Source organism: Thioalkalivibrio versutus (genome assembly GCF_001999325.1).
In the GTDB taxonomy this organism is placed as follows: domain Bacteria; phylum Pseudomonadota; class Gammaproteobacteria; order Ectothiorhodospirales; family Ectothiorhodospiraceae; genus Thioalkalivibrio; species Thioalkalivibrio versutus.
In genome coordinates, this window is the sequence record NZ_MVAR01000014.1 from 70243 (window position 1) to 87525 (window position 17283).

Consider the following 17283-nt stretch of genomic DNA (forward strand, 5'->3'; position numbering starts at 1 on the left):
CCATCCCCCTGCGGGGGCTATCCGGGCCACGCTCCCGGCTCGGAGCCCGCGTTAGCCAGCCCGTCCAGGCCGACCTGCTCGAGCTTGCGCTCCGCCAGGCGCACAGCGACCGTCAGGGCCTGCTCCGGGGGCTCCCCGGAGACCAGCGCGTGGATCAACCCGGCATTGAAGGTATCCCCTGCCCCCACGCTGTCGACCACCCGCAGTCCGGGCGTCGCTTCACAATGGTGGATCACGCCCCCCGCGGCCACCCAGGCCCCTTCGGCCCCGGCGGTCACGGTCAGGATGCGATCCGGGAAGCGCTCGGAAAGCTGCTCCAGCGCAGCCTCGGGAGTGCCCGCCACGCTCGCCGCCCAGTCGCGCGAGAGCATCAGGACATCGGCATAGTCCAGGCATGCGTCGAGCCCCGGCCGGGGCTTCTCCAGCTCCAGCGACACCGGCTGGTCAAAGATGCTCTCGCGCACCGCGCGCAGGATGGACGCAAGGGCCTCCGGGTTACGCCCCTCGAAGTGCAACCAGTCATATTCCGGCCAGGGTACGCCCGCGAGATCCTCCACCCCGAGTTCGGGCAGGTCGCGGTGATGAACGATGGTGCGACTTCCCGTCTCCCTGGAGCGAAGAATATGGGAGGTCGGCGTCGCTCCGGGCCGGCGTACGCAGTGACGAACATCCAGTCCGTGGCCCTCCAGGGACGCGCTCAAGGCATCCCCGGCCGCACCCTTGGCGATGACTGCGGCCAGGCCCGGGCGGTGGCCGAACTGCGCCAGGATCGTTGCCGTGTTGGTCGCGTTGCCTCCAGGCTGGGTGGTGCTGGCGAGCGCCCGGACCTCGTCGTCCTCGGCCGGGAAGGCTGCAACATCGAGGGTGTGGTCGAGCGTGACAATGCCAGTCGCGAGGATACGTGCCATACGGGCTCCCGTGATGAAGGAGCGCCATTCTGGCGGGTCGCGCCCATTACGTCATCTCGCATATTCGTCATCCGCGGATGCTCCTGCGACAATAACCCCTCTGTCTCAGGAGGCCCCGACCGGTATGGCCACGTTCCCTTCTCCCGAATCCACCGAAGCCGCCTTTTACGCGGCCTTTCAGGCAGGCGATGCACAAGGCATGCGCGAAATCTGGCACGACAGTGCCGAGTGTGTCTGCATCCACCCAGGTGGCGAGCGCCTGCAGGGAACGGACATCATCCTGGAAAGCTGGGACGACATCCTGCCGAGGATGCGCGGGGTGATCGTACACCGAACCCAGGTGACGGCCATCCCGGGCGAAGACCTCGTCCTCCACGTATTGCGCGAAAACCTGTATGTCCAGGGTGAGCGGCGCGGCGTCATGCTGGCGACCAATGGCTACCGCCATGATGGGGAAAGCTGGCGCATGGTGCTCCACCACGCCAGCCCGGACCCGGAACCCACGCCGGAATGGCCCACCGGGGGCGTGCACTGATGGCGACGGATGCCGATCGCTGCGTCGAGGCGTATTACGCCGCCTTTCGTGCCGCCGATATCGAACAGATGATGCGCCTGTGGGGCGAGCGTCCCGACATCGTCTGCATCCACCCGGGCAGCCCGCGCGCCCACCGGGGCGTGGCGGAGGTGATGGAGAGCTGGCTACTGGTCTTCGCGCGTGAACTGAATATCGGGATCGAACCGAAGATCGTGGGGCGCCACGAGACCGGGGAGATCATCAGCCTGGTCATCGAGGAGGCGATCACGCGACCGGGCGACGTCGCGCCCACCGGGACGATCCTGATCAGCCAGACCTGGCGCTGGCTGGACACGGGCTGGCGCCTGTTGTTTCACCATGCGTCGCACGGGCGCCGCTCACCGCCATCGCAGGACGGCATGTTTGTCCCCGATGGCGGCGGCAACACCCGCCACTGACGAGCCGTGGGATCGACCACGAAGCGCGCGAAGGAAGAAGGTCCGAAGCGAAGGCACCACTGAGCACATCAGTCATGGGGAAGCGATTTAAGCGGCAAAAGGATCTTCGAACGCCGCGAATCCGGGCCGCCCCCTCAATAACCTGACGGTGCTCGCGATCCGGGTCCTCTACGGTTCAAGAAAACCACGTGACCATCGACACCGGGCGTTCGGGAAATCAACGGGGCTCAGCTCCTCTCCCTGCCCGTCGACCCGATTAGAATCACGCATGGGGCCGCAACCGGCCACTGTGGATGACTCGCGCCCTTGCTTGGTGTCTTCGTGCGCTTAATGGTTACCAACTAGCCTTCGGAGCGCGGCTGGCAAAGATCCGGGCGCTGCACCTGCAGCGCCGCGCATACGCCCTTGACCGCATCGCGCACCCGCCGCCCCTTGCCCTCCAGCGTAAGGTCCGCGACCTCCTGATAGAGCGGATCGCGGACCGCGAACAACTCCTGAAGGCGGGCCTTCGGGTCCGCGGCCTCCGCGATCAGCGGGCGCTTGCGGTTGCGGCGAGTCCGCCGGAACTGCTCCTCTACCGGCACCCGCAGGTAGATCACGAACTGATCGCGCAGCTGTTCCCGGTTCTCCGGGCGTTCGACAATCCCCCCGCCGGTGGCAATCACCGCGCCCTCCTGTTGCAGGAGCGACTCCAGCATCGCCGTCTCGCGCTTGCGAAAACCGCCCTCGCCCTCGAACTCGAAGATGGTCGGGATATCCACGCCGGTACGCCGCTGGATCTCCTGATCCGTATCGAAGAACGGCCGACGCAACAGTCCCGCGAGGCCGCGCCCAATTGTGCTCTTGCCGGCCCCCATCGGGCCTACCAGTACGATGTTCTGCATGGGCGCCAAGGCTACTGGCTGGGCCCCCCAAAGAAAAGCCGGGGACGGGCCCCGGCTTTGAGGATCGAACGGGCCAGGGCAAGCCCCGACGCAAAGGCCGTGCTCAATCGAGGATGCGCGGCGTCACGAAGATCAGAAGTTCCGCCTTAGTATTTTCGGCAAGATTATTCCGGAAAAGATTCCCCAAAAATGGAAGATCACCAAAGAAAGGTACCTTTTCAACACGGTTATTACTCGTAATCTCATAGGTCCCGCCCAGAACGACCGTCTCGCCATCGCCGACAAATACCTGTGTCTCGACAGTCCGACGATTGAACGTCACACCGTCACGAACAACCTCCCCCGGTTCATCTTTTGTGACTCGTATGTCCATGATCACATTGCCATTCGGCGTAATCTGCGGCGTGACCTCGGTGGACAGATATGCCTCAACCAGCTCCGTTTGAGGGTTGCCCCCTTCATCTCGGACAATAATCGGGACATCGGTGCCGTCTTCAATTAGAGCGCGCTGCCCGTTCGTCGTCACAACGCGAGGGCTTGAAATGATCTCCCCTCGGCCTTCGACCTGCAGGGCCGACAGCTCCAAGTCCAACAACACACCGCGACGCAAGATACTGAACGCTGCCGCGCCAGCGTCAAAGTTCGATCCTGCCTGCCCAACCGACGGGAATGAGCTGCCTAGCCGTTCGCCAAGATCTACACCGCCAACCCCAGTACCCCCGCGCGCACCACTAGCTCCCTCGAGTGAACCACTCCCCCCAAACTGAGTGTCTCCACGGGTGCGGCCCCCACTTACGCCAAAACGAGCACCAAGTTCGCGGCTAAAGTCGTCGGTCGCAATGACGATACGAGTCTCGATAAGGACCTGCTGCACTGCGACGTCCAAAGTGGACACCAGTCGCCGAACGTCCTCGATCCGGCTCTGCGTATCCTGTAAGAGAAGGGTGTTAGTCCGGCTGTCCGTGGTTATGCTGCCGCGCTCGGACAGGAACTGGCCGCCTTCTTCGCTGCGGATCAGGGACGCGATCTGATCGGCCTGAGCGAAATTGATCTGCACGAACTCCGTGCGCAGGGGCTCCAGCTCCTGGCGGTCACGCTCGGCTTCCATCTCCAGGCGTTCACGCGCCGCGATCTCCTCGCTGGGGGCGACGTACAGGACATTGCCGTCCATTCGCTTGTCGAGCCCGCGGGCACGCAGGATGATATCCAGCGCCTGGTCCCAGGGGACGTTGTTCAGGCGCAGGGTGATGTTGCCACCCACCGTGTCACTCACCACGATGTTCAGATCGGTGAAATCCGCCAGCAACTGCAGAACGGAGCGCACCTCGATGTCCTGGAAATTCAGGGACAGGCGCTCGCCGGCGTACTCCTCTTCCTCCCGTGCGCGGGCCTGGCGTTCGGCCTCGGAAATCGGGGCGACCTCGAGGACGAACTGGCGGTCACTCTGGTAGGAAATGATCTCGTACTCGCCGCGCGCCTCGATCTCCATGCGGACTCGATTGCGCTCGGCGATGGTGTCGATCGTGTGCACCGGGGTGGCGAAATCGACCACGTCGAGGCGACGTTCCAGCGACTCGTCGACCATCGCGCGCGGGAAGGTCATCTCGATGCGGCCAGCCTGCTCGCGAACGTTGATCTCGGCACCAGAGCGGGAGAGATCCACCTCGACGCGACCTTCGCCCTCGCTGCCCCGCCGGAAATCGATACCCGTGATCTCCATGGGACGGGCGCTGCGGGTCGTGGCGGCGGGTTCACCCGCACGATCCACGACCTGCTGGGTGCGTGCATCCGCCTCGGAAACCCCGCGGCCCAGCGTAAGGATGAGATTATTGCCCTCGACTCGAGTCTGGTACTCGGAGGCCTGAGTCAGGTTCAGCACCACGCGGGTGCGGTTGCCCGCCTCGACCGTGCTCGCCCGCAGCACCGGGCCCACATTCAGGTCCGTCTCGCGCCGCGGCAATGCATTGCCGACATTGGGCAGATCCAACGCGATGCGCGGCGGTGAATCAATCGCAAAGGCGCGAATATCGGAGGGCGGCGTCTCCGAGAAGCGCAGGTTCACCTGCACCCGGTCACCGCTCAGACTGCCGGCCCGGATCTCTTCCAGTTCGGTGGCAGCCACCCCCTGGGACACCATGAACAGCAGGCCCGCAACGACCGTGCCTGCGAAAGCGCGCATGGAAGAACCCATGTTGAATCCCCTGTTGGTTGTGCCGACCTTGCGGCGAATGCTCGTCATCATCTTCTTCTCCCCCCCAACCGCTAGTCGGTCAGCGCCACCGAGTTTTCACGTTCCACGTGACCGCCGAAGGCATCCGGCACGATCTCGACCAGCCGGATCTGGGTCGGCGTGATCTCGATGATCTCCCCGTGGTTCTGGCCCATATAGTTGCCCGCAGTGACGCGCTGAACCCCTCGATCCGGGGTCCGGACCAGGGCGTAGCGCACGCCATGCTGCTCCAGCGACCCGACCATCCGCAGCGAATCCAGCGGAAAGCCCTCGAGGAACTCGCGCGGGCGGTCGGGATCAATCTCGGCGTCTCCTGGCTGCCCCTCGGCCGCGGCGAGCTCCGGCTGGGCGATTACCGACGAGTCGAAAGGCGACCGGGTATGCCCCGGATAGAGATAGGGCTCGTGCGGCTCCAGGGTGGGGATCGGCTCGATCCCGCTCCCCGGGCGCTCCTTGACCTCGGCGATGTACTGCTCGAGGTCACGGTTGTCCTGAGTACAGCCCGACAGCAGGATCCCGCCCGTCAGGACCATGGCCAGTCCCGGCCATACCGCTCGCATGGAAGAATGCCTCATCAGTTCTCCTCCAGGTAGCGATAGGTGCGGGCGACCGCATCCATCAGCAGGTCGTTGTCGGAAGCGCCCGGACGGATATGCATGTTGTGCATGGTGACCACGCGCGGCAGGGCCGAGACACCGCTGACGAACTCCGCGAGATCCTCGTAATCGCCCCGGACCCGCAGACGGATCGGGACCTCGGCGTAGAAGTCGCGGCGGTTCTCGCCGCGCGGCTCGAATAGCTCGATCTCGAGACCCGCCTGCAACCCTGTCTGCGAGACATCGACCAGCAGGCTGGGGATCTCGGCGCTGCTGGGCAGCAGCTCGAGCAGCGAGGCGAACATGCGCTCCATCTCCTCCAGCTGGTCCTCGTAGGCCTGGAGGTTGGCAGCCCGCTGCTGCTTGTCCTCGAACTCGTCGCGCAGCTGCAGTTCGCGGCTCTCCGCGCGCTCCAGCTCTGTCCGCTGATCGCCGATGAAGAGGTAATAGGACAGGCCGAGGATGGCCAGGACGATCACGACCAGGATCAGGCCCTTCACGCCCCAGGAGGCTTCCCCGATGTTGTTGAAATCGACCTGCTTGAGTTCATTGAGATCCATCAGGAATCCCCCTCTTCGGCATCCGGCCGGGTCTGCGTGGCATCCAGACGGAAGTCACGCACCTGGAGGCGACCCTCCTCGCGGGTCTCGATAATCTGCAGGTTGGAGCTACCCAGCCAGGGCGACCCATCGATCCGGCGCATCAGCGCGGAGATCCGGGTGTTGGACTCGGAGCGCCCGACCAGGCGCACATTCTCGCCTTCCTGGCGGACCTCGTTGAGGTAGGTACCATCGGGCAGGGTCTCGACCAGCTGATCGAAGAGATGCACGGCCTCGGGCCGCTGCGCCTGCAGGGTCTGGATGACTTCCATTCGGGCAATAAGGGCCTCGCGCTGTTCGTCGAGATCGCGGATCCGGGCGATCTGACGATCCAGTTCGCGGATCTCGCTTTCCAGCATCTGGTTGCGCGACTGCTGGTGGTCAATCAACGCGCCGATAAAGCTGTAGCCAACGAAGGCGAGCAGGACGCCGACCACCGCGGCGCCACCAACCGCGGCGAAGAACTGCTTGCGCCGCTGTTCGCGTGCCTTCTCGCGCCAAGGAAGGAGGTTGATATAAATCATGACGCATACCCCCGTACGGCCAGGCCACAGGCCGTCATCAGCGCCGGGGCATCATTGGCAAAACGTTCCTGGTTGACCCTTTTGGCCAACGCCATCCCGCGGAACGGGTTCGCGATCGATACTGGCGTGCCAGCGGCCTCCTCGAGCAGTTCGTCCACGCCCGGGATGGCCGCACAGCCGCCACCCAGGAGGATGTGATCGATGGTGTCCTGCGGGCGGGTCACGTAGAAGTACTGCAGCAGCCGCTGGATCTGGTCGACCATGGTCTGCTTGAAGGGCTCGAGGATGGAGCTTGCGTAGTCGGTCGGCAGGTCGCCACTCATCTTGGCGGAGCCGGCCTCCTGATAGTTCATGCTGTAGCGCCGCATGATTTCCTCGGTGAGCATGCGGCCGCCGAAATTCTGCTCGCGGGTGTACACCACGCCCTCGTCCTGACTGACGACATACACGGCGGTCACCGAAGAACCGACATCCACGACCGCCACGATCGGCTTGCTCTCGCGATCGGGGACCTGCTCCATCAGGCGCTCGGCGGTATGCTCGATCGCGTATGCCTCGACGTCGATCAGCTCGGGGGTCAACTTGGCGGCCTCGGCAATGGCCACGCGCGAGTCCACGTTCTCGCGGCGCGAAGCGACGACCAGGACATCGACCATCTCGGGGTTCTTCTCGTTCTTGCCGAGGACCTGGAAATCCAGGTTGACCTCTTCAAGCGTGTAGGGGATGTACTGATCCGCCTCCACGAAGACTTGGCCCTCGAGCTCCGCATCGCCCAGCGCAGCCGACATCTGGATAGTCTTGGTGATCACGGCGGAGGACGGCACAGCCATCGCGCAGTGCTTGAGGCGGGTGCCGGAGCGCTTGACCGCCCGGGCGAGGGCATTACCCACGGCCTCGGTGTCCTGACAGACCTTGTCGACCATCACCCCATCGGGCAGCGGTTCGACCGCGAAGGCCTCGACCCGAAAGCCCTTACCCTGTCGCGTCAGCTCCAGCACCTTGACGGCTGCCGAGCTGATATCCACGCCCAGGACCCCTTGTTTGGATTTTCCGAGACTCAGCACACATCCCCCTGTATACCCCGACGAAAGTAACTGGTAGCGTTACAATCACGTATGCTAGCTGGTTCACAATATACACCGCGACTTCAGGGTTGCAAGTCGCTTTGAAAGCGACTTCTCATCTTGGCCTCACTTTTTTTGCTGTCATGAATCCGCTCCTTAAGATTATTACGGCGCTGCTGGCCCTGATGCTGGCAGCCGGAATCGGCCTGTCCATCGCGGCGGCCGCTCTCTATGTTTACTACGCGCCGAGCCTCCCGGAGGCCGACGCCGTGCGCGATGTGCGTCTGCAGACTCCACTGCAGGTCCGCAGTGCGGATGGCCGCCTTATGGGTGAGTTCGCGGAAGAACGGCGCATTCCCGTCCCGATCGACGCGATCCCGCAGCAAGTCCGCGATGCCTTTATTGCGGCGGAAGACGAACGCTTCTATGACCATCCGGGTGTGGATGTCATGGGTCTTGCCCGCGCCGGACTGAATGTGATCTCCACCGGCGGCGAGCGCAGCCAGGGCGGCAGCACCATCACCATGCAGCTCGCGCGCAATATCTTCCTGACGCGCGAGCGGACCTACGAACGCAAGCTGCGCGAGATCTTCCTCGCCATCCGCCTGGAACAGGAACTCGAGAAGGATGAAATCCTCGAGCTATATTTGAACAAGATCTATCTGGGACAGCGCGCCTACGGGATCGAGGCGGCCTCGCGGGTATATTTCGGCCGCTCGCTGGATGCGCTGGAACTGGACGAGATTGCCACGCTCGCCGCCCTGCCCAAGGCGCCATCGACCACCAACCCGGTAAGCAACCCGCAACGGGCCGAGATCCGCCGCAACTACGTACTGCGGCGGATGCTGGAGACCGGCGTGATCGACGAGGATGCCTATACCTCCGCCATCGAGCGCCCGGTGCTGTCGGAACGCCACACCACAGCCACCGAGATTGATGCCCACTGGGTCGCCGAAATGGCGCGCCAGATGGTCGTGAACCTGTGGGGTGACGACGCCTACCGTCGCGGCCTGCAGGTGCACACGACGATCGACTCCCGCCAGCAGGAAGCGGCCAACCAGGCGCTGCGCGAAGGATTGCTGGAATATGACGAGCGTCACGGTTTTCGCGGTCCCGAAATGCGGCTTCCCGGCAATACCCTGGAGGACGCCGAGGCACGCGAGCGCGCGCTGATGGCCATTGGCGTGCACGGAAGGCTGCTGTTCCCGGCCGTCGTCCTGGGGCAGGGCGACGCCGGGGTACTGCGCGTCGACGGCGGCCGCATTGGCGAACTGGAAGTCCTGCCGGAAGACCGCGAATGGGCCGGATCACCGGCGCTCGAACGCGGCGACGTGATCCGTATACGTCCCTATACCGACGGCCGCTGGCGCCTGGCGCAAAAGCCGGAAGTCACCGGCGCCGTGATCGCCCAGGCCCCTCAGGACGGCGCCATCCTGGCACTGGCCGGCGGGTTCGACTTCTTTGAGAACCGCTACGACCGCACGACCCAGGCGCAACGCCAGCCAGGATCCGCGTTCAAGCCGCTGGTCTATGCCCTGGCCCTGCGCGAGGGCCACCGGCCCGAAGGGACCGTGATCGACGCGCCGATGGTCTTCAATGACCCCGCCCTGGGGGCCGAATGGCGCCCGCAGAACTACTCGCGGCGCTTCCACGGCGAGACCACCCTGCGCGAGGCACTCGCGAATTCCCGCAACCTGGCCTCCATTCGCCTGCTCGACCGCCTGGGCACCGGAAACGTGCACCAGGAACTGACGCGCTTCGGTCTGGACCTCGAACGGCAGCCGAACAACCTGTCCATGGTCCTGGGTACCGGCTCCCTCACCCCGCTGCAGCTGAACAATGCCTATGGCGTGTTCGCCAGCGGCGGCCGCCTGAACAGCCCCTGGATCATCGCGCGCATCGAGACGGCGGATGGCGAGACCCTGTACGAGGCACCGACCGAACGAGCCTGCCCGGCGCCCTGCACAAACCCGAAGGGCCAGGATCTGCCGCTGGTCGCCAGCAGTGGCCCGTTGCAGTACACCGATCCGGTACCGGTCCTGGATCCCGGTGTCGCCTGGCAGATGAGCGACATGCTGCGCAGCGTCATCACATCCGGAACCGGACGGCGGGCCATGGAACTGGGCCGGTCCGACCTGGCCGGCAAGACCGGGACCACCAATGACTACCGCGATGCCTGGTTCGCCGGGTTCAACGCGGAGCTGGTCGCAACCGCCTGGATCGGCTTCGACGACAACCGCGAGCTGGGCCGACGCGAAAGTGGCGGTCGCGCGGCCCTGCCAATCTGGACCCGCTTCATGGGCAGCGTGCTGGCCGACCAGCCGGAACGGCCGGTGGAGCGCCCCAACGACCTGGTGCGAGTCGCCATCCTGCCGAACGGCCAGCGCGCCCCCAGCGACGACGCCCCGGGCGCGCGCAACCAGTGGCTGCTACCCCACCAGATCCCGGAACGCGGACACGTCATTCCGGGGAACGGCGAGAACGGCAGCAGCGGGAACCAGCAACCCGAACTGGTCTTTTAAATGGCCAGCCCCTCGCGCGCGCGCCAGGAGCTGGCCCAGGAAGCCGCTCGCATCATGCTCGACGACGGCATCCGGGACTTCGGCCTGGCCAAGCGGAAAGCCGCGGAACACCTGGGCGTGGACGCCCGACACGACATGCCCGGCAACCTGGAGATCCAGGACGCCGCCATCGAACGCAGCCGACTGTTTGCCAGCCCCGCCAGCCGCGCCGCCTACCGCGGCCGCCTGGAAGCGGCGCTGGTCGTGATGGAACGCCTGGAGCACCTGGAACCGCGGCTGGTCGGCCCGCTCCTTCAAGGGCTAGTGGAATCACAACCGCTGATCAACCTGCATGCCTTCGCCGAGACAGTGGAAGAGGTCATCCTGGAGATGGGGGACCGGGGGATTCACTGCGAGACCGGCGAGCGCCGTTACCGCAGCCGGCAGGGGCGCGAACAGCGCATCCCCTTCCTCGCCTTCCGCGGACCGGACGACACCGATGTTGAGCTCACGGTATTCGCGCTGGACGGCCTGCGCCAGGCGCCACCGTCGCCGGTGGACGGACGCCCGATGCAACGCGCAACCCGCGCGGACGTGGAGAGGATGCTGGCGGAGGCCGGCGCCGAAGAGGCGGCGGCCACGGCGGAATAATAACCGGGCCGTACGCTCGCGCCGGGCGGACTAGCGTCGGTAGTTGGTGACGGTGTCCACCATCGCGGCCACCCGCTCCGGATCGATCCCCGGATGAATGCCGTGGCCAAGATTGAAGACATGACCCGTGTCGCGGTCGAAACCATCCAGCACCCGCTGGGTCTCTTCGCGGACTACCGCCTCGGGTGCGTAGAGCACCGACGGATCGAGGTTGCCCTGCAGCGCAACGCGATCGCCGACCCGGCGGCTGGCCTCGGCGATCTCGATGGTCCAGTCCAGCCCCAGCGCATCCGCCCCGGTATCCGCCATCATTTCCAGCCAGGCGCCGCCACCCTTGGTGAACAGCGTCACCGGGACGCGGCGGCCATCGTTTTCACGGATCAGCCCGTCGACGATGCGCTGCATGTAGGCCAGCGAGAACTCGCGATAGGCCCGCGGAGTAAGCGAACCGCCCCAGGTGTCGAAGATCATCACCGACTGGGCGCCGGCGCGGATCTGCGCGTTCAGATAATCGGTCACCGCGGTGGCGACCTTTTGCAGCAGGGCGTGCATCGCCTGCGGCTCGCCGTACATCAGACGCTTGGTCTCGGCGAAGTCGCGCGAGCCCTGGCCCTCGACCATGTAGGTCGCCAGGGTCCATGGGCTGCCGGCAAAACCAATCAGCGGGACCTGGCCGTCCAGCTCGCGGCGGATCAGGCGCACCGCGTCCATCACGTAGCGTAGCTCCTGCTCCGGGTCCGGCACCGGCAGGTTCTCGATCGCCTCCAGCGTACGCACCGGCTCGCGGAAACGTGGGCCCTCGCCCGTCTCGAAATACAGACCCAGCCCCATCGCGTCGGGGATGGTGAGGATGTCGGAGAACAGGATCGCCGCATCGAGAGGAAACCGGCGCAGTGGCTGCATGGTGACTTCGCAGGCCAGCTCCGGGTTCTGGCACAGGCTCATGAAGCTGCCGGCCTGGGCGCGGGTCTCGCGATACTCCGGCAGGTAGCGCCCAGCCTGGCGCATGATCCAGATCGGCGGACGCTCCACCGGTTCGCGCAGCTGGGCTCGCAGCAGGAGGTCGTTCTTCAGGTTCTGGGACATCGAAAGGCTCAAACGCCGAGGTATTCAAGGATGCCTTCGGCGGCCTCGCGGCCCTCGAAGACGGCGGTGACCACCAGATCGGAGCCGCGCACCATGTCGCCGCCCGCAAAGACCTTCGGGTTGCCGGTCTGGAAGGCATGCTCGCCCGCGGTCTGCACGCGGCCGCCCTCGTCGATGCCGATCTTGTAGTCGGCAAACCAGTCGGAGGGAGACGGACGGAAGCCAAAGGCGATCAGCACCCGGTCGGCCGGGATTACGTGTTCGGAGCCGGGGACCGGCTCGGGACGGCGGCGGCCCCGTTCGTCCGGGGCGCCCATCTGGGTACGCACGACCTTCACACCCTCGACCTTGCCGTCGCCGACGATCTCCACCGGCTGCACGTTGAACTCGAAATGCACGCCCTCTTCGCGCGCATGCACCACCTCCTTGCGCGAACCGGGCATGTTGTCTTCGTCGCGGCGGTAGGCGCAGGTTACCGATGCCGCGCCCTGGCGGATCGAGGTGCGGTTGCAGTCCATCGCGGTGTCGCCGCCACCCAGCACGACCACCCGCTGGTCGGCCATGTCGATGAACTCGTGGCCTTCTTCCTGCGGCCAGTTCATCACCTGGCGGATATTGGAGATCAGGAACGGCAGGGCGGGATAAACGCCCGGCAGGTCCTCGCCGGGGAAGCCGCCCTGCATCGCGGTGTAGGTGCCCATGCCGAGGAACACGGCGTCGTATTCCTCCAGCAGCGCATCCATCGCGATGTCGCGGCCGATCTCGATATTCAGACGGAATTCGACGCCCATGCCCTCGAGGATCTCGCGGCGAGTGCGGATCACGTGCTTTTCCAGCTTGAACGGCGGGATGCCGAAGGTCAGCAGGCCGCCGATCTCCGGATAGCGGTCATACACCACCGCCTGCACGCCATTGCGCGCCAGGATGTCCGCGCAGCCCAATCCCGCGGGCCCGGCGCCGATCACCGCGACACGCTTGCCGGTCGGGGTGACATCCGACAGATCCGGGCGCCAGCCGGCCTTCAGGGCCTCGTCGGTGATGTACTTCTCGACCGAGCCGATGGTGACCGCGCCGAAGCCGTCGTTCAGGGTGCAGGCCCCCTCGCACAGACGATCCTGCGGGCATACGCGGCCACACACTTCGGGCAACGAGTTGGTCTTGTGCGAGAGCTCGGCGGCCGCGAACAGATTGCCTTCCTCCACCAGCTTCAACCAATTGGGAATGAAGTTGTGGACCGGGCACTTCCATTCGCAATAGGGATTGCCACAGGCCAGGCAACGGCCGGCCTGCTGACCGGCCGTGGCGGGATCGAACTGACCAATGATCTCGCCGAATTCGTGGATCCGGATCTCGGCGGGGGTCTTCTGGGGGTCCTGGCGCGGGAGGTCCAGGAACTGCATCGGATTGGAAGCCATGGAACACTCGCTCCGACGAAATCGGGATAGGGGCCGCGATGGGCCCGGGGAGTTCGGCCGGGATCCGGCCCGTAGTCAGCCCTGCAGGGCGGCGCGGACCTTCTGGCTCACCTGGCCCATGTCCGCACGCCCGAAGACCCGGGGTTTCAGGACCCCCATTACGCGACCCATATCACCCGGGGCACTGGCTCCGGTCTCGGCAATCGCCTCGCTCACCAACTGGTCCAGCGCGGCGGCGTCCAGCGGCTCGGGCATGTATTCCTCGATGATGACGACCTCGGCGGCCTCGCGCTCGGCGAGGTCTTCGCGACCGCCCTTCTGATACTGATCGATGGAATCACGCCGCTGCTTGAGCATGCGATTGAGGATCGCCAGCACGGTGTCGTCGTCGGCCTCGCGCCGCTCGTCCACCTCGAACTGCGATACCTCGGCCTGAATCATGCGCAATGCAGCCAGGCGGTCCTTGGCCCGGGCCCGCATGGCCTGCTTGACGTCATCCTGCAACCGGGCCTTGAGCGACATCTTTGGGTCCTCGGGTCCGGGCAGCCACCCGGACGGGGTTCAGTACAAACGCACCCGACGAGTCATGTCGCGGGAATTCTTCTTCAGCTGACGCTTCACCGCGGCAGCGGCCTTGCGCTTGCGCTCGGTGGTCGGCTTCTCGTAGTACTCACGGCGGCGGACTTCCGCGACCACGCCGGCTTTCTCGCAGGTGCGCTTGAAACGGCGCAGGGCGACCTCGAAGGGCTCGTTCTCACGAATTCGTACGTGCGGCATACAATCTCCGAAACGGATGCAGGATCATCTCGATCAAAAATAACAAAACCGGCCGCCAAACACTCCGGGCGACCATGCAGAACTCCCTATGGTAATCCAACCGGCGCCAATTGCAAAAGTCCGTGAAGCGATCCGCACCATGCGGAATGCCCGGCTTACGCCGCCGTCGGCCCGCACGCTATGATGACGGGCATGGAAAGTCTCAACGTAGAACTGGGCGAACGCGGCTACCCGATCCACATCGGGCCGGGCATGCTGGGCGAACCGGAGCGGCTCCGGCCGGCGCTGCACGGCCGGCGCGTCGCCGTGGTGACCAACACCACGGTCGGGCCGCTGTATGGCGACGCCCTGCGCCGGAACCTCGCCGCCTGCGACATCAGCAGCGACCCGCTATGGATCGAACTGCCCGACGGCGAACAGCACAAGACCCTCGCGACGGTAGAGACCATCCTGACCCGGCTGCTGGAGGCGCGCCTGGATCGCGGCAGCCGCATCGTCGCCCTGGGCGGCGGGGTGGTCGGTGATATCGCCGGGTTTGCCGCCGCGATCTACCAGCGCGGTATCGACTTCGTTCAGGTCCCAACCACCCTGCTCGCCCAAGTCGACTCCTCGGTTGGCGGCAAGACCGGTGTCAATCACCCGCTGGGCAAGAACATGATCGGCGCCTTTCATCAACCCCGCGCCGTCGTCATCGACACCGACACGCTGAAGACCCTGCCCCAGCGCGAGCTACAGGCGGGCCTGGCCGAGGTGATCAAGTACGGCCTGATCCGCGACGCCGAATTCTTCGCCTGGCTGGAGGAACACATCGACGCCCTGCGCGCACTGGAACCCGAACCGCTGGCCTACGCCATCCGTCGCTCCTGCGCCTGCAAGGCCGAGATCGTCGCCGCCGACGAGCGCGAGGGCGGCATTCGCGCCCTGCTCAACCTGGGCCACACCTTCGGCCACGCGATCGAGGCCGGCATGGGCTACGGCGCCTGGCTGCACGGCGAGGCCGTGGGCACCGGGATGGCCATGGCCGCACGCATGTCCGAACGCATGGGCTGGCTGGATACCGCTGGTCGCGAACGCGCCGAGGCCCTGATCCAGCGCGCCGGCCTGGCCCTGGAACCGCCGGGGGCGGTGACCCCGGACCGCTTCCGCGAGCTGATGGCGATCGACAAGAAGGTGGCCAGCGGCCGCCTGCGCCTGGTACTGCTGCGCGGCATTGGCGAAGCCGTCCTCACCGACGCGTTCGATCAGGACGCCCTGGACGACACCCTGCACGAGCATGCCCGTGTCGCCTGAAAGCATGGCCACCCCCAGCGCGGCCGCACCGGGCCTGGCGCCCTACGCCTGCGACCCCGCACGTTCGCGCGGCCGCGCCCAGGCCGAGGCCGCGCCGCGTCACCGCAGCGATTTCCAGCGCGACCGCGACCGCATCGTGCATTCCAGCGCCTTTCGCCGGCTGGAGTACAAGACCCAGGTCTTCATCAGCCACGAGGGCGACCTGTTCCGCAACCGCCTGACCCATTCGCTGGAGGTCGCGCAGATCGGGCGCTCCATCGCGCGCGCCCTGCAACTGAACGAAGACCTGACCGAGGCCGTCGCGCTGGCGCACGATCTCGGCCACACCCCCTTCGGGCATGCCGGACAGCACGCGCTGAATGCCTGCATGCGCGAGCACGGCGGCTTCGAGCACAATCTGCAGTCGCTGCGCATCGTCGACCTGCTGGAGCGCCACTACGCCGACTTCGACGGCCTCAACCTCACCTACGAGACCCGCGAGGGCATCCTCAAGCACTGCGCACCCGAGAAGGCCCGCCAGCTGGGCGAGATCGGGGTGCGCTTCCTGCAGAAGGAACAGCCGAGCCTCGAGGCTCAGCTCGCGAACGTCGCCGACGAAATCGCCTACAACAATCACGACGTCGATGACGGCCTGCGCTCCGGGCTGCTCACCATGGACCGCCTCGCCGAGGTCACCCTGTTCCGCGACTGCCGCGAGACGGTCCAGGCCCGGTACCCGAACCTGGACCCCCGTCGCATCCAGCACGAGACCGTCCGGCGCATGATCGACGCCCTGGTCGGCGACCTGATCGAGACCAGCCAGGCCGCGATCGACCACCAGCGCCCGCAAACCCCCGACGACGTGCGCCGCGCCGGCGAGGCACTGATCCGCTTCAGCCCGCAGATGGCGGAGCAGGCGCGCGAGCTCAAGGGCTTCCTGCGCGAAAACCTCTACCACCACCACCAGGTCCACGGGGTAATGCACAAGGCCCGCCAGCTGATCCACGATCTGTTTGCCGCGTTCGAGTCGGAGCCACGCCTGATGCCCGAGCACTACCAGCGGCATGCCGACGAGATGGCCACCCACGACGCGCACGGGCCGCAACGCGCCATCGCCGACTACATCGCCGGCATGACCGACCGCCACGCCATCCGTGAACACCACCGCCTGTTCGACCTGGGCACGCTGACCTGAAAAGGAATTCGATGGCGCTTTCCGAACAATGCCTGGAACACCTCGGCCTGCACGCGCCGCCGTTTGACGACGCGCCCGACGAGACCTTCATCTACAGCGACCCGCTGCTAGATGGCCTGCTCGAGTCCGCGCGGGCTGCCCTGAACGGCCCCGGCGCAGTCGTGCTGATGACCGGCGAGAACGGTTCCGGCCGCAGCCTCCAGCTGATGCGACTGCTGGCGATGCTGCCCGACCCGTTCGAGCTGATCGCCTTCCGTGCGCGCATCAACACCCAGTTCGAGTCGGTGGACAACACCATCCGCAATTACCTGCGCTCGCAGAACGCGGACGACCCCGATCGCCCTCTGACCGAACTCCTCGGCGACCGCGTCGCCGAAGGCGTCGACCCGGTTATCGCGATGGATGACGCGCACCTGGTCGGCACCGACATCGTCAACAACCTGATGCGCATGCGCAGCGAGATCCTTGCCAGGCAGGGCCGCGCCCCGCGCATCATCCTGGTCGGTTCCAGTGGGCTACTGCGCCGCCGCCTTTACCTGCCCGACCCCTCCGACGAGGACCAGGTCACTCGCGTCAGCCTGCGCGCGTTCAACCTGGAGCAGACCGCGGCCT

The 17283-nt window shown here is 65.8% G+C and carries 18 protein-coding genes; 7 read left to right on the forward strand and 11 right to left on the reverse strand.

Features of this window, described 5'->3' with window-relative positions; genetic code table 11:
• Positions 1 to 17: 17 nt before the first annotated feature.
• Positions 18 to 908: a PfkB family carbohydrate kinase gene (locus tag B0684_RS05185; protein WP_018168281.1), complete on the reverse strand. Its 891-nt coding sequence runs from the start codon at positions 906 to 908 to the stop codon at positions 18 to 20.
• A gap of 124 nt (positions 909 to 1032) precedes the next feature.
• Between B0684_RS05185 and B0684_RS05190 the strand changes: the two genes are divergently transcribed.
• Both B0684_RS05190 and B0684_RS05195 read left to right on the forward strand, forming a co-directional pair.
• The gene (locus B0684_RS05190) at positions 1033 to 1443 is read left to right on the forward strand and encodes a YybH family protein (RefSeq protein WP_018168282.1); all 411 of its coding nucleotides are present in this window, start codon (positions 1033 to 1035) and stop codon (positions 1441 to 1443) included.
• Positions 1419 to 1880, forward strand: coding sequence for a nuclear transport factor 2 family protein (locus B0684_RS05195; RefSeq protein WP_018168283.1), 462 nt, complete (start codon positions 1419 to 1421; stop codon positions 1878 to 1880). The genes B0684_RS05190 and B0684_RS05195 overlap by 25 nt, the downstream gene beginning before the upstream one ends.
• A 341-nt stretch (positions 1881 to 2221) precedes the next feature.
• Here B0684_RS05195 and B0684_RS05200 read toward each other — a convergent pair whose 3' ends face one another.
• From B0684_RS05200 to B0684_RS05225, 6 genes are all read right to left on the reverse strand, one after another.
• On the reverse strand, positions 2222 to 2764 hold the full coding sequence (locus tag B0684_RS05200) for a shikimate kinase (protein WP_018144539.1): 543 nt from the start codon (positions 2762 to 2764) through the stop codon (positions 2222 to 2224).
• A gap of 103 nt (positions 2765 to 2867) precedes the next feature.
• On the reverse strand, positions 2868 to 5006 hold the full coding sequence (gene pilQ, locus B0684_RS05205; RefSeq protein ID WP_018650533.1) for a type IV pilus secretin PilQ: 2139 nt from the start codon (positions 5004 to 5006) through the stop codon (positions 2868 to 2870).
• 20 nt (positions 5007 to 5026) lie between these two features.
• The gene (locus tag B0684_RS05210) at positions 5027 to 5554 is read right to left on the reverse strand and encodes a pilus assembly protein PilP (protein ID WP_018650534.1); all 528 of its coding nucleotides are present in this window, start codon (positions 5552 to 5554) and stop codon (positions 5027 to 5029) included.
• A gap of 14 nt (positions 5555 to 5568) precedes the next feature.
• Entirely contained in the window at positions 5569 to 6150 is a 582-nt protein-coding gene (locus B0684_RS05215; RefSeq protein WP_018650535.1) for a type IV pilus inner membrane component PilO, read from the reverse strand.
• Positions 6150 to 6713, reverse strand: coding sequence for a PilN domain-containing protein (locus tag B0684_RS05220; protein ID WP_018650536.1), 564 nt, complete (start codon positions 6711 to 6713; stop codon positions 6150 to 6152). The genes B0684_RS05215 and B0684_RS05220 overlap by 1 nt, the downstream gene beginning before the upstream one ends.
• Positions 6710 to 7777 carry a pilus assembly protein PilM gene (locus tag B0684_RS05225; protein ID WP_026313095.1) on the reverse strand — a complete coding sequence of 356 codons (1068 nt, stop codon included), beginning with the start codon at positions 7775 to 7777 and terminating at the stop codon, positions 6710 to 6712. The genes B0684_RS05220 and B0684_RS05225 overlap by 4 nt, the downstream gene beginning before the upstream one ends.
• A gap of 143 nt (positions 7778 to 7920) precedes the next feature.
• Between B0684_RS05225 and B0684_RS05230 the strand changes: the two genes are divergently transcribed.
• Positions 7921 to 10299 carry a penicillin-binding protein 1A gene (locus tag B0684_RS05230; protein WP_018650538.1) on the forward strand — a complete coding sequence of 793 codons (2379 nt, stop codon included), beginning with the start codon at positions 7921 to 7923 and terminating at the stop codon, positions 10297 to 10299.
• Positions 10300 to 10929 carry a hypothetical protein gene (locus B0684_RS05235; RefSeq protein ID WP_018168287.1) on the forward strand — a complete coding sequence of 210 codons (630 nt, stop codon included), beginning with the start codon at positions 10300 to 10302 and terminating at the stop codon, positions 10927 to 10929.
• 30 nt (positions 10930 to 10959) lie between these two features.
• On the opposite strand, the gene hemE is transcribed toward B0684_RS05235, so the two are convergent.
• From hemE to rpsU, 4 genes are all read right to left on the reverse strand, one after another.
• Entirely contained in the window at positions 10960 to 12015 is a 1056-nt protein-coding gene (gene hemE / locus B0684_RS05240; RefSeq protein ID WP_018168288.1) for a uroporphyrinogen decarboxylase, read from the reverse strand.
• Between the two features lie 8 nt (positions 12016 to 12023).
• On the reverse strand, positions 12024 to 13430 hold the full coding sequence (locus B0684_RS05245) for an FAD-dependent oxidoreductase (RefSeq protein WP_018176190.1): 1407 nt from the start codon (positions 13428 to 13430) through the stop codon (positions 12024 to 12026).
• Positions 13431 to 13505: 75 nt separating this feature from the next.
• On the reverse strand, positions 13506 to 13952 hold the full coding sequence (locus B0684_RS05250; protein WP_018176191.1) for a GatB/YqeY domain-containing protein: 447 nt from the start codon (positions 13950 to 13952) through the stop codon (positions 13506 to 13508).
• Positions 13953 to 13991: 39 nt separating this feature from the next.
• Positions 13992 to 14207, reverse strand: coding sequence for a 30S ribosomal protein S21 (gene rpsU, locus B0684_RS05255; RefSeq protein WP_018144550.1), 216 nt, complete (start codon positions 14205 to 14207; stop codon positions 13992 to 13994).
• 180 nt (positions 14208 to 14387) lie between these two features.
• Here rpsU and aroB point away from each other — a divergent pair, with 180 nt between their 5' ends.
• The 3 genes from aroB to B0684_RS05270 form a co-directional block, all read left to right on the forward strand.
• On the forward strand, positions 14388 to 15497 hold the full coding sequence (aroB, locus tag B0684_RS05260) for a 3-dehydroquinate synthase (protein WP_018176192.1): 1110 nt from the start codon (positions 14388 to 14390) through the stop codon (positions 15495 to 15497).
• A gap of 4 nt (positions 15498 to 15501) precedes the next feature.
• Positions 15502 to 16671 carry a deoxyguanosinetriphosphate triphosphohydrolase gene (locus tag B0684_RS05265; RefSeq protein ID WP_018168292.1) on the forward strand — a complete coding sequence of 390 codons (1170 nt, stop codon included), beginning with the start codon at positions 15502 to 15504 and terminating at the stop codon, positions 16669 to 16671.
• A gap of 11 nt (positions 16672 to 16682) precedes the next feature.
• On the forward strand, positions 16683 to 17283 hold a 601-nt coding region (locus B0684_RS05270), incomplete at its 3' end, for an AAA family ATPase (RefSeq protein ID WP_143592444.1).

Coding starts and splice junctions, on each gene's coding strand:
- B0684_RS05185 (WP_018168281.1), bottom strand. CDS start 908: ATGGCACGTATCCTCGCGACTGGCATTGTCACGCTCGACCACACCCTC.
- B0684_RS05190 (WP_018168282.1), top strand. CDS start 1,033: ATGGCCACGTTCCCTTCTCCCGAATCCACCGAAGCCGCCTTTTACGCG.
- B0684_RS05195 (WP_018168283.1), top strand. CDS start 1,419: ATGGCCCACCGGGGGCGTGCACTGATGGCGACGGATGCCGATCGCTGC.
- B0684_RS05200 (WP_018144539.1), bottom strand. CDS start 2,764: ATGCAGAACATCGTACTGGTAGGCCCGATGGGGGCCGGCAAGAGCACA.
- pilQ (WP_018650533.1), bottom strand. CDS start 5,006: ATGATGACGAGCATTCGCCGCAAGGTCGGCACAACCAACAGGGGATTC.
- B0684_RS05210 (WP_018650534.1), bottom strand. CDS start 5,554: ATGCGAGCGGTATGGCCGGGACTGGCCATGGTCCTGACGGGCGGGATC.
- B0684_RS05215 (WP_018650535.1), bottom strand. CDS start 6,150: ATGGATCTCAATGAACTCAAGCAGGTCGATTTCAACAACATCGGGGAA.
- B0684_RS05220 (WP_018650536.1), bottom strand. CDS start 6,713: ATGATTTATATCAACCTCCTTCCTTGGCGCGAGAAGGCACGCGAACAG.
- B0684_RS05230 (WP_018650538.1), top strand. CDS start 7,921: ATGAATCCGCTCCTTAAGATTATTACGGCGCTGCTGGCCCTGATGCTG.
- B0684_RS05235 (WP_018168287.1), top strand. CDS start 10,300: ATGGCCAGCCCCTCGCGCGCGCGCCAGGAGCTGGCCCAGGAAGCCGCT.
- hemE (WP_018168288.1), bottom strand. CDS start 12,015: ATGTCCCAGAACCTGAAGAACGACCTCCTGCTGCGAGCCCAGCTGCGC.
- B0684_RS05245 (WP_018176190.1), bottom strand. CDS start 13,430: ATGGCTTCCAATCCGATGCAGTTCCTGGACCTCCCGCGCCAGGACCCC.
- B0684_RS05250 (WP_018176191.1), bottom strand. CDS start 13,952: ATGTCGCTCAAGGCCCGGTTGCAGGATGACGTCAAGCAGGCCATGCGG.
- rpsU (WP_018144550.1), bottom strand. CDS start 14,207: ATGCCGCACGTACGAATTCGTGAGAACGAGCCCTTCGAGGTCGCCCTG.
- aroB (WP_018176192.1), top strand. CDS start 14,388: ATGATGACGGGCATGGAAAGTCTCAACGTAGAACTGGGCGAACGCGGC.
- B0684_RS05265 (WP_018168292.1), top strand. CDS start 15,502: ATGGCCACCCCCAGCGCGGCCGCACCGGGCCTGGCGCCCTACGCCTGC.